10 protein-coding genes are annotated in these 11,405 nt (G+C 62.0%); all 10 read left to right on the forward strand.

Annotation, left to right across the window (positions count from 1 at the left end):
* Nucleotides 1–132: 132 nt before the first annotated feature.
* Nucleotides 133–1,032 carry an AraC family transcriptional regulator gene (locus GRI32_RS08250; RefSeq protein WP_160591016.1) on the forward strand — a complete coding sequence of 300 codons (900 nt, stop codon included), beginning with the start codon at nucleotides 133–135 and terminating at the stop codon, nucleotides 1,030–1,032.
* 97 nt (nucleotides 1,033–1,129) lie between these two features.
* Complete coding sequence (pheS, locus tag GRI32_RS08255; RefSeq protein WP_160591018.1) at nucleotides 1,130–2,230, forward strand: phenylalanine--tRNA ligase subunit alpha; 1,101 nt, start codon at nucleotides 1,130–1,132, stop codon at nucleotides 2,228–2,230.
* A complete protein-coding gene (pheT, locus tag GRI32_RS08260; protein WP_160591020.1) occupies nucleotides 2,227–4,629 on the forward strand; it encodes a phenylalanine--tRNA ligase subunit beta in 2,403 nt (800 codons plus the stop codon). Before pheS ends, pheT begins: the two co-directional genes overlap by 4 nt.
* Nucleotides 4,630–4,646: 17 nt before the next feature.
* Nucleotides 4,647–6,179, forward strand: coding sequence for a peptide chain release factor 3 (locus GRI32_RS08265; RefSeq protein ID WP_160591022.1), 1,533 nt, complete (start codon nucleotides 4,647–4,649; stop codon nucleotides 6,177–6,179).
* Nucleotides 6,180–6,211: 32 nt separating this feature from the next.
* Nucleotides 6,212–6,787, forward strand: a complete 576-nt coding sequence (locus tag GRI32_RS08270; protein WP_160591024.1) for a pyridoxamine 5'-phosphate oxidase family protein — start codon at nucleotides 6,212–6,214, stop codon at nucleotides 6,785–6,787.
* 9 nt (nucleotides 6,788–6,796) lie between these two features.
* Nucleotides 6,797–7,489: an endonuclease/exonuclease/phosphatase family protein gene (locus tag GRI32_RS08275; RefSeq protein ID WP_160591026.1), complete on the forward strand. Its 693-nt coding sequence runs from the start codon at nucleotides 6,797–6,799 to the stop codon at nucleotides 7,487–7,489.
* A gap of 160 nt (nucleotides 7,490–7,649) precedes the next feature.
* On the forward strand, nucleotides 7,650–7,988 hold the full coding sequence (locus GRI32_RS08280) for a P-II family nitrogen regulator (RefSeq protein WP_160591028.1): 339 nt from the start codon (nucleotides 7,650–7,652) through the stop codon (nucleotides 7,986–7,988).
* 29 nt (nucleotides 7,989–8,017) lie between these two features.
* Entirely contained in the window at nucleotides 8,018–9,355 is a 1,338-nt protein-coding gene (locus GRI32_RS08285; protein WP_160591030.1) for an ammonium transporter, read from the forward strand.
* Nucleotides 9,356–9,556: 201 nt separating this feature from the next.
* Entirely contained in the window at nucleotides 9,557–9,895 is a 339-nt protein-coding gene (locus GRI32_RS08290) for a P-II family nitrogen regulator (protein WP_160591031.1), read from the forward strand.
* A 314-nt stretch (nucleotides 9,896–10,209) separates the two neighbouring features.
* Complete coding sequence (locus GRI32_RS08295; protein ID WP_160591033.1) at nucleotides 10,210–11,355, forward strand: OmpA family protein; 1,146 nt, start codon at nucleotides 10,210–10,212, stop codon at nucleotides 11,353–11,355.
* The last annotated feature ends 50 nt before the right edge of the window (nucleotides 11,356–11,405 follow it).

The following is an 11,405-nucleotide window of genomic DNA, read 5'->3' on the forward strand; positions in this document are numbered from 1 at the left end:
AAAACGATATTGTCATATGCATAGAGCAAGTTTTTGGACTTCAAGGGCTCTCACTGTTACAAAGCAGCGCAATCGAATTACAAGACAGCGTCAGTCTGCGGATTCGATGATAGTTTGGGGCTGGGTCGCAAAATGCCGGATCAATTCGCAATAGACGTGCAGTTTTTCCGCTTGTCGGAGGAGTTGCAGCCGTATTTTACCGCGCTCTACTCGTTTACCATCACCTGCGCTGACGATGTGCTGATCGAAGACCGGCTGCATCCTGAATGGGCGACCATGCGCTTCACCGAAAGCGGCGTGGAGCCTGTCGCATCTGTCTGCCCTGACGAAGTCCAGCCGACCTGGCCGTTTGTTGCCAGCGGACCAACCAGCAGGGCCATCAAGTTCGGCCTGCGCGAGTCACGCATCTGGGGGCTGGGTCTGCAACCCGTTGGCTGGGCAAAATATGTGCCGGTGCCCGCCGCAGACCTGGCTGACCGGATAGTTGATGCGCGCACGAGTGCGGCGTTTGAGGTGTTTGCTCCCATCCTTGAGGTGGTCCGCACCGCATCGCCCGATTCCGATGATACCGCGCGGCGCATCAACAACCACCTGCTGGAGCAGGATCATCGCCCGGTTCCCGGTCAGGACAAGATTCTGGCTTGCCAGCACGCCCTGCGCGATCCCGAAATTGCCGATGTCACGATGCTGGCGGACAGGCTGGAGACGGGGCGCCGCACGCTGGAGAGGATGTGCAGCCGCTACTTCGGATTTCCACCCAAGCTGCTGCTGCGCCGCCAGCGCTTCCTGCGCAGTCTGGCGCGCTACATGCTGGAACCGAAAGGCAACTGGAGCAATGCGCTGGACGGGCAATATTTCGATCAGGCCCATTTCGTGCGCGACTTTCGCAGCTTCATGGGCATGACGCCCAGCGAATATGCCGATACACCGCACCCCATCCTTGACCGCATCATGGCACAGCGCATGGCCGATCAGGGCGTGGTGCCCCAGACGGACATGCCCACGGTGCTGCGCTACTCCACGAAGACCTGATGGTCAGATTAGGGCTTGGGCGTCAGGGCTGGGGCCGCTAACAGGCGCGCCAGCCCAATTTTCACGAATTCCGCCCTTTCACGAATAATCGAAGATCATGTCCGAACTCGAAACCATCCATAATGACGCCCAGGCGCGCATCGCTGCCGCGCAAGACCTGACAACGCTTGAGGCCTTGCGGGTCGAATTCCTTGGCAAGCAGGGGAGCGTTTCTGCCCTGCTCAAGACGCTTGGCAAGATGAGCCCGGACGAACGACAGGCGCAGGCTCCGGCCATTCAGGCCCTGCGCCAGTCCGTCACCGATGCGCTGGCGCAGCGCAAATCCGTGCTGGAAGCGGCGGAGCTTGAGGTGCGGCTGGCTTCGGAACGGCTCGACCTGACCCTGCCTGCACCCGATGCGCCGCGTGGCTCTGTCCACCCGGTCAGCCAGGTGATGGATGAGCTGGCGGAGATTTTCGCCGATCTGGGCTTCGCCGTCGCCACCGGCCCGGAGGTTGAGGACGACTGGTACAACTTCACCGCGCTCAACATGCCTGAAAGCCATCCGGCGCGGGCGATGCATGACACATTCTATTTCCCCGACACCGCCCCCAAAGGGGGCAGAATGCTGCTGAGGACGCACACAAGCCCGGTTCAGGTGCGCACGATGCTGGCCGAAGGTGCGCCCGTGCGCATCATCGCGCCGGGCCGCGTCTATCGCAGCGACAGCGACGCCACGCACACGCCGATGTTCCATCAGGTGGAAGGTCTGGTGATCGACAAGGGCATCCATCTTGGCCACCTCAAATGGACGCTGGAGACCTTCCTCAAGGCCTTTTTCGAAACCGACGATATCGTGCTGCGGCTGCGCCCGTCCTATTTCCCCTTCACCGAACCATCGGTGGAAGTCGACGTCGGCTTTGCCATCGTTGACGGCAAGCGGGTGCTGGGCGGTAGCGGCGATGCGGCAGGTCATGGCTGGATGGAGCTGCTCGGCAGCGGCATGGTCAACGCCCGCGTGCTGGAAATGAGCGGGCTGGACCCCAACGAATGGCAGGGCTTTGCCTTTGGCGTGGGCGTGGACCGGCTGGCCATGCTGAAATACGGCATGGACGATCTGCGCGCCTTCTTTGATGGCGATGTCCGCTGGTTGCAGCATTACGGCTTCTCCGCCTTTGACCAGCCGACGCTCTCGGGCGGTGTGGGAGCGCGCTCATGAAGTTCTCTTTCGAATGGCTGAAATACTTCCTCGAAACCCAGGCTTCGGTGGCGGAGATCTCTGCCCGGCTGAACGCCATCGGCATTGAGGTGGAAGGTCTTGAGGACCCGGCTGAAAAGCTGGCAGGCTTCCGCGTGGCCGAAGTGCTGACCGCAGGGCCGCATCCCGATGCGGACAAGCTGCAGGTGCTCACCGTCGATACCGGCGAAGGCGATCCGGTGCAGGTCGTCTGCGGTGCGCCCAATGCGCGCGCGGGGATGAAGGGCGTGCTCGGCCTGGCCGGCGCGGTGGTGCCTGCCAATGGCATGCAGTTGCGCAAGAACGCCATCCGCGGCGTGGAGAGCAACGGCATGATGTGCTCCACGCGGGAGCTGGAACTGGGCGACGATCACGAGGGGATCATCGAGCTGCCCGCCGATGCTCCGGTGGGACAGGACTTTGCCACCTATCACGGCGCCAGCCCGATCTTCGACGTGGCGATCACTCCCAATCGTCCGGACTGCATGGGCGTTTACGGCGTTGCGCGCGATCTGGCGGCAGCTGGGCTGGGAACGCTCAAGCCGCTGCGGGACGATGTGACGCCCGGCAGCTTTCCCTGTCCGGTAGAAATCCGCACCGATGACGCTGAGGGCTGTCCGGCATTCTATGGCCGCGTCATTCGCGGAGTGACCAATGGTGCCAGCCCCGAGTGGATGCAGCAGCGGCTGATTTCGGCGGGACAGCGACCGATCAGCGCGCTGGTCGACATTACCAATTACATGATGCTGGCCTTCGGGCGTCCGGCGCACGTCTATGATCTGGCCAGGCTGACCGGCGCCGTCGTCGCGCGGCGAGCCAGGGATGGCGAACAGGTTCTGGCGCTGAACGAGAAGACCTACACGCTCGATCCCAGCATGACCGTGATCGCCGATGACAATGGCGTGCACGATATTGCCGGCATCATGGGCGGTGAGCATTCCAGCGTGACCGATGGCACCACGGACGTGCTGCTGGAGATCGCCTATTTCAACCCGGAGCAGATCGGCGTTACCGGTCGCAAGCTGGGCCTTGCCACCGATGCGCGCACGCGGTTTGAGCGCGGCGTGGACCCGGCATGGCTGGATGGCGGGCTGGAAGGCCTGACCTCGCTGATCCTGCGCCTGTGCGGCGGTGAGGCGTCCGATGTGGTGCGGGCAGGCTCTGCCCCCAGCGCGCCGAAAATCATCGCCTATGATCCCGCGCTCAGCGCCCGGCTGGGCGGTGTGCAGGTGGATGAGGCGGAGCAGCGCCAGATCCTTGCCGCGCTGGATTTCACCGTGTCCGATGACTGGCAGGTCACAGTGCCGCTGCGCCGCCACGATGTGGAAGGCGCTGCCGATATCGTGGAAGAAGTGGTCCGCATCCACGGGCTGGAGCATGTCCAAAGCGTGCCACTGACAGGCAATGTCGGCGTGGCCCGGCCAACCGCCACTCCGGCACAGGTGCTGGAACGCAAATTGCGCCGCGCCGCTGCCGGGCGCGGCCTCAACGAAGCGATCACCTGGTCCTTCCTCCCGCCAGCCGAGGCCGAGCATTTCGCCAGCGGCAACGGTGGCCTGTGGATTCTCGACAATCCGATCAGCGAGGACATGAAGGCCATGCGCCCCTCGCTCATTCCCGGATTGCTGTCCGCCGCAAAGCGCAACCTCGATCGCGGAGCCACCAGCCTGCGCCTGTTCGAGATTGGCCGGTCCTATCTGCGCGGCGAGGGCGGGATGAGCGGTGAACGCCCGACGCTGGGCGTGGTGCTGGCGGGCGAGAAGACGCCGCGCGGCTGGGCCGCTGGCAAGGCCGCGAATTTCGATGCCTTCGATGCCAAGGCAGAGGCGCTGGCCCTGCTGGAAGAGGCCGGAGCCCCCGTCGCCAATCTGATGGTAATGGATGGTTCAGGCGACCAGTTCCATCCCGGCCAGTCCGCCACCTTGCGGCTTGGCCCCAAGAAGGTGCTGGCGCGGTTCGGCACGCTGCATCCCGCCACTCTGGCCGCCTTCGATGTGGATGGCCCGGTGGTGGCAGTGGAGATTTTCCTCGATGCGATCCCGGCCAGGAAGGCTGCGGCATTTGCCCGCACCCATTATGCGCCGCCAGCCCTGCAGGCCGTGACGCGCGATTTCGCCTTCCTGGTGCCTCAGGCTCTTCCGGCGGGCGATCTGCTGCGCGCGGTCAAGGGCGCCGGGCGGGATTTGCCCTGGGCCAATATCGTCGATGCGCGGATCTTCGACCTGTTCGCAGGCCAGGGCGTGCCCGAGGGACAGAAGTCGCTCGCCGTGGAAGTGACCCTCCAGCCGGGTGAGAAAAGCTACAAGGATGAGGAGATCAAGGCGATCTCCGAGAAAATAGTGGCTGCTGCTGCCAAGCTGGGCGGGGAGCTGCGCGGCTGATCGCCGCCTGACCAGACATGTCCAGTCCGCATAACTCCCGGCGTACCTTCGCCATTATCTCGCACCCTGACGCGGGTAAGACCACGCTGACCGAAAAGCTGCTGCTGCAAGGCGGCGCGATCCATCTTGCCGGTGAGGTCAAGGCGCGCGGGCAGGCGCGGCGTGCGCGCTCTGACTGGATGAAGATCGAGCAGCAGCGCGGCATCTCGGTCACCAGTTCGGTCATGACGTTCGAGCGCGACGGCATCACCTTCAATCTGCTCGATACGCCGGGCCATGAAGACTTTTCCGAAGACACCTATCGCACGCTGACCGCAGTCGATTCGGCGATCATGGTGATCGATGCGGCCAAGGGTATTGAGCCGCAGACGCGCAAATTGTTCGAGGTCTGCCGACTGCGCAGCGTGCCGATCATCACCTTCGTCAACAAGGTGGACCGCGAGGGCCGCCCGGTGTTCGAACTGCTGGACGAGATTGCCGAGATGCTGGCGCTGGATGTCAGCCCGCAAACCTTCCCCGTGGGCATGGGCGGGCAGTTTGAAGGCATTCTGGACTTCGCCACCGGCAATGTCGCGCGCCCGGAAGGGCCGAGCAAGGAATTCCTCGGCACAATCGATGAAAAGCCGGTGCTTCCCGAACAATGGGCCGAAGAGGCCGAGCTGGCGCAGATCGGCTATCCCGCATTTGACCTGGAAGCCTATCGCAACGGCGATCTGACCCCGGTCTATTTCGGATCGGCGCTGAAGAACTTCGGCGTGGTCGATCTGATTGACGCGATTGCCAGATATGCGCCGCCGCCGCGCCCGCAGCCAGCCGGGGAGGAACAGATCAGCCCTGACCGGGACGAGGTGACCGGCTTCATCTTCAAGGTGCAGGCGAACATGGACCCCAACCACCGCGACCGCATCGCTTTCATGCGGCAGGTGTCGGGCACGTTCAAACGCGGCATGAAGCTGATCCCTTCGGGGCTGGGCAAGCCGATCGCCATCCATTCGCCGATCCTGTTTTTCGCGCAGGACCGCGAGATTGCCGACACGGCTGAGGCGGGCGACATCATCGGCATCCCCAACCATGGCACCTTGCGTGTGGGCGATACGCTGAGCGAGAAGAACGACATCCGCTTCACCGGCCTGCCCAATTTCGCGCCGGAAATCCTGCGCCGGGTGCAACTGGTGGATCCGACCAAGACCAAGCAGCTGCGCAAGGCGCTGGACGATCTTTCCGAAGAAGGCGTGATTCAGGTGTTCTATCCTGAAATCGGCGCGCAGTGGATTGTCGGCGTGGTCGGGCAATTGCAGCTGGAAGTGTTGATCTCGCGCCTGTCCGCCGAATATAAGGTGGAAGCGATGCTGGAAGCCTCTCCCTTTGCCACCGCGCGCTGGATCAAGGGCAGCGATGCGGCGCTCAAGACTTTCGAGGAATTCAACCGTCCGAACCTGGCGAAGGACCGCGACGGGGACCTCGTGTTCATGGCCAGATCGCCGTGGGACGTTAACTACCAGCAGGAAAAGAACCCCGATCTGGTATTTTCCGCCACCAAGGAGAGGTGACATCGTGACCCATCGCCAATAGACTTTGTGCGATGGCCGAATTCACCGACACATTACTGCCCCCGCACATGGCGATGATTGCCCGGCAGCCGGTGTTCTTCGTGGCCACCGCTGCGCAGGGCGCGCGGATCAACCTCAGCCCCAAGGGCTATGACGCCTTCCGCATCCTGTCGCCCGACCGCGTGGCATGGCTCGACCTTGGCGGATCGGGGAATGAGACCAACGCCCACCTGCTGGCCGACGGGCGCATCACCATCATGTTCTGCAATTTCCAGCAGCCGGCGCAGATCCTGCGCATCTATGGCCACGGCGAACCTGTGCTGCCGTGGGAGCGCAACTGGGATGAGCTTGCCGCCCATTTCACCCTGCTTCCCGGAACGCGGCAGATCTTCGATATCAAGGTGCAGAGCGTGCAGACCTCCTGCGGGTACGGCGTGCCGCTGATGGCGCTGGAGAAGGAGCGCGATACGCTGGTGAAATATCACGCCCGCTCCGATCCGCGCGAATGGGCGGGCAAGCACAAGCGCCGCCGCGAAAGCATAGACGGCCTGCCGACCAGGCCGACGGATCGCTATATCGCCGGGGACACGGCGGAAACCTCGGACTAAGCCAAACGAATGCGCCTGAAATTCGCCAGCTATAATATTCACAAGGCCGTCGGGCTGGATCGCAGGCGCGATGCCGATCGCATCCTGCGCGTGCTGCATGAGCTTGATGCCGATGTGGTCGCCTTGCAGGAGGTTGACCTGCGCTTCGGCACCCGTGCGGCGGTGCTGCCGCGCCGGATGGTTGAGGAACAGCACTGGCAGATCGTCCCGCTGCGCATGCGTCCACGCAGCATGGGCTGGCACGGCAACACCATTCTGGCGCGCCGGGGCATTGATATCGTCGATGCCGCGCCGATCCATCTTCCTTCGCTGGAACCGCGCGGGGCGGTGCATGCCCGGCTTTCACTGGAAGGACGGGAATTCGATGTGGTAGGCATGCACCTGGACCTTTCCGGCGTGCTGCGCCGCAAGCAGATTGAAACCGTGTGCGAGGCTATGGCGCTGGACGATACGCCGAGCGTGATCCTGGGTGACCTGAACGAATGGTCTGCCCGCGGGGGAGCTTTACGATCGTTTGGCGATTCCTGGTCGGTGCTGGCACCCGGTCGCAGTTTCCCCGGCAGCAACCCGCTCGCCCCGCTCGACCGGATCGTCCATTCACCCCACTGGCACTGCCACGAAACACATGTTTACCACAGCGCCCTGGCAGTCAGCGCATCAGACCACCTGCCCGTCCGCGCCGAGCTGGAACTGACTGCCTAAAAATCAGGCAGCTGCACAAGATTCGGGCTTGCTGGCGGGGGCTGGGGTGCTGTCATAATCGTTAACGGCATGTAAACAGTCCGAAACTTGCAACTGGCACGGCCTTTGCATTGGTGACCCTTGGCCGGGTTTTTGACCGGTAAAGCAATAGGGGTCAGTGATGAAATTCATCATCGCCATAATCAAACCATTCAAGCTTGACGAAGTGCGTGAGGCGCTCGGCGGGCTCGGCGTGGCGGGCATGACAGTGTCCGAAGTCAAGGGCTTCGGCCGGCAAAAGGGACAGACCGAGATTTATCGCGGTGCCGAATATTCGGTGAACATGCTCCCCAAGGTTAAGCTCGAAATCGCCGTGAGCGACGAACTTATGCCCAAGGTCGTCGAATGCATCCAGCAAACCGCCAGCACGGAAAGCATCGGTGACGGCAAGATCTTCGTTCTCGACCTCGCGTCGACCACGCGGATCCGCACCGGCGAAACCGATGAGACCGCGCTGTGATAAGCGAATCTGGACAAAGGGGTAATACAATGATCCGCAAACTGATTTGCGGCGTCGGTGCCTTCGGCGCTTCCACGTTGGTGGCAACCGCCGCCTTCGCACAGGAAGCTGCAGAGGCTGCACCTGCCGTCGCCAACCCGGGCAATAATGCCTGGATGATGACCGCCACCGTGTTGGTCATGATGATGATCCTGCCCGGCCTGGCCCTGTTCTATGGCGGTCTGACCCGTTCCAAGAACATGCTTTCCACCATGACCCAGATCGGCGCCACCGCCGCTCTGGCGATGCTGGTGTGGATCATGTGGGGTTACTCGCTGGCATTCGGTCCGACTGCGATCGAAGGCTTCATGGGCCAGTTCTTCAGCACTGGCGCCTACTTCCTCTCCTCAGTTACGCCGGACTCGACCGCTGCGACCTTCTCTGACGAAGTGATCAGCGAATATGTGTTCGTCAGCTTCCAGATGACCTTTGCTGCAATCACTGCCGCGCTGGTTCTGGGTGCAACGGCCGAACGCATGAAGTTCAGCGCCACCATGCTGTTCACGGTGCTGTGGCTTACGGTTGTCTACTTCCCGATCGCTCACATGGTGTGGGCCGGCGGCGGTCTGCTGTTCGAAATGGGCGCCCTGGACTTTGCCGGTGGTACGGTGGTTCACATCAACGCCGGTGTATCCGGCCTGGTGCTCGCCTACCTGCTGGGCAAGCGCAAGGGCTATCCCGATGAGCAGATGCCTCCGCACTCGATGGTCATGACGATGATCGGCACGGGCCTGCTGTGGGTTGGCTGGTTCGGCTTCAACGCCGGTTCCGAGCTGGAAGCCGACGGTTTTGCTGGCCTCGCCATGATCAACACCTTCGTCGCAACTGCGGCCGGTGGTCTGGCGTGGATGGTCACTGAAAAGCTGGCTGGCCACAAGGGTTCGGCACTGGGCTTCTGCTCGGGCATCATCGCCGGTCTGGTTGCGGTGACGCCTGCTGCCGGCAACTCGGGCCCGTTCGGCGCCGTTGTGCTGGGCATCGTGGCTTCGGTGATCTGCTACTTCGCAGTTGCCAAGCTCAAGCCTGCACTGGGGTATGATGACTCGCTCGACGCCTTCGGCATCCACGGCATCGGCGGCATCGTCGGCGCCATCGGCACCGGCTTCGTCAACACGCTGTGGGGCGGTCCGGGTAACGGATCTGCTGAAAGCATGATGGCTCAGGTCGGTATCCAGGTTGTTGCGGTGGTTGTTGCCATTGCATGGGCAGCCATCGGTACGCTGATTGTCGGCCTGATCGTCAAGGCAGTCATCGGTCTCAGGGTTTCGGAAGAAGCCGAGGTCGAAGGCCTCGACATCTCCGAGCACGGAGAGCGCGCCTACAACTGATCACAAGTTTGGCGGGGGCAGGACTTCTCCTCCTCTCCCCCTGACCCCGCCTCCCCACGTTCCTCCTGCGAACGTACAAACTTTGGGCCGGAGCCAGTCGCTCCGGCCCTTTTTTGTTGCCAGCAGAGCAGGCAGGTCCATTATACAGGTGTGAAGCAAGAGGGCCGCGCGGCCTGTTTCTGATCTTAAGGGGAAGTTGCAATGAAGCTGGTGATTGCGGTGATCAAGCCGTTCAAGCTGGAAGTGGTTCGCGAAGCCCTCTCCGCTATAGGCGTCGCCGGACTGACCGCTACAGAGGCGAAGGGATTTGGCCGGCAGAAGGGCCAGACGGAAATCTATCGCGGCGCAGAATATGCAGTGAACATGCTGCCCAAGGTCCGGCTGGAAATTGCCACCAGCGATGAGATGGCACCGCGGATCGTGGAGACCATTCGCCAGGCGGCCGGCACCGGGTCCATCGGAGATGGCAAGATCTTCGTTCTCGACCTTCCCGAAGTGGTCAGGATTCGCACCGGCGAAACGGGCGAATTGGCGCTTTGAGAGGCTGCAGTCCGACCGCAAGTTGACGAGACAGCTGATTCTGAAGCCAGAATTGTGCGAACAGGCCTTCTGGCAGCTAAGTCCTTCGGCCTGTTACATATTTACCACAAGGCGCATGCAAATCGGTCAGTTTATTGGGAAAACCGGCGGAAAAGGCCGTTTCTCGGGAACCACAGAGGAGTTCAACCTTTCGACAGGAGTTGATTGCGGACATACCGCATCACAAAATGATAAGGCTTCTAACGTTTCTTGCGGTTGCCAGAGAATGCGGCTGCAATTATGACGTGTTCAGTAGGTTCAAAGGGGAAGTAAATATGAGAAAGTTTGCGCTCTGCCTCGGCGTTGCGGCTACCGCACTTGCGGCGCCTGCAATGGCACGAGACGGCCAGGGATATTTCGGCGTCGATGGTGGCGCTGTTTTCCCTAACAGCTATAATATCGACATCAACGGCACACCTGACGCAGTTCTGGTTGAAAGCGACACTGGCTGGGAAGCCGCTGGCGTTCTTGGCTATGACTTCGGCCCGGTCCGCACGGAAATTGAAGGTTCCTACAAGGAATTCAATCCTGAGCAGCTGTCTTCGACGGTTGTCGGCGTAACCGGTGGCGAAATTGCCAACCGTGCCGGCGTTCTTCGCACTGGTGTATTCGCTGCCGGTGGTGAGACCCGTCTCACCTCCGTGATGGCAAATGCCCTGGTCGACTTTGGTGGCGATGACAGCATCGGCTTCTCTGTAGGTGGCGGTTTCGGCCACACCTGGATGAGCGGCGAAACCTCTATCGCTTCCACCGGCCCTGGTTTCATTGATTCGCAGGACCACGCATGGTCATGGCAGGGCATTGCTGCTCTGCGTATTCCGGCCTCCAAGAACTTCGACGTTGGCATCAAGTACAAGTATCTCAACACCGGCAATTTCACGGTTACCGATACTGCTGGCCGTTCGGCGAAGTTTGATCTGGCAACGCACTCTGCGCTGGTAAGCCTGATCTACAACTTCGGTGGTTCCGAGCCGGTGGCACCGCCGCCTCCGCCTCCTCCGCCGCCGCCGCCGCCGCCTCCTCCGCCCCCGCCGCCTCCGCCTCCGCCGCCTCCGCCGCCGGTCGTGCAGTGCAACCAGGGCCCGTACATCGTGTTCTTCGACTGGGATCAGTCGGATATCACGCCTGAGGCTGCTACCGTTCTCAACAGTGCTGTCACTGCCTATGGCAACTGCGGCACCGCTGCGATCATGCTGGCCGGTCACGCTGACCGCTCCGGCTCGGCAACCTACAACGTCGGCCTGTCCGAACGTCGTAACGCCAGCGTCCAGGCTTACCTGACGGGCCGCGGCATTCCGGCAGCGCGCATCTCCAGCGAAGCATTCGGCGAAAGCATGCCGCGTGTTGCTACCGCTGACGGTGTTCGCGAACTGCAGAACCGCCGCGTGGAAATCACTTACGGTCCGGGTTCGGGTCGCTAAGCGAAGACCGCAAGGTCACAAAAAAGGGGCCGGAGGGAAACCTCCGGCCC

It is taken from the genome of Alteraurantiacibacter aestuarii (genome assembly GCF_009827405.1).
In the GTDB taxonomy this organism is placed as follows: Bacteria; Pseudomonadota; Alphaproteobacteria; order Sphingomonadales; family Sphingomonadaceae; genus Alteraurantiacibacter; species Alteraurantiacibacter aestuarii.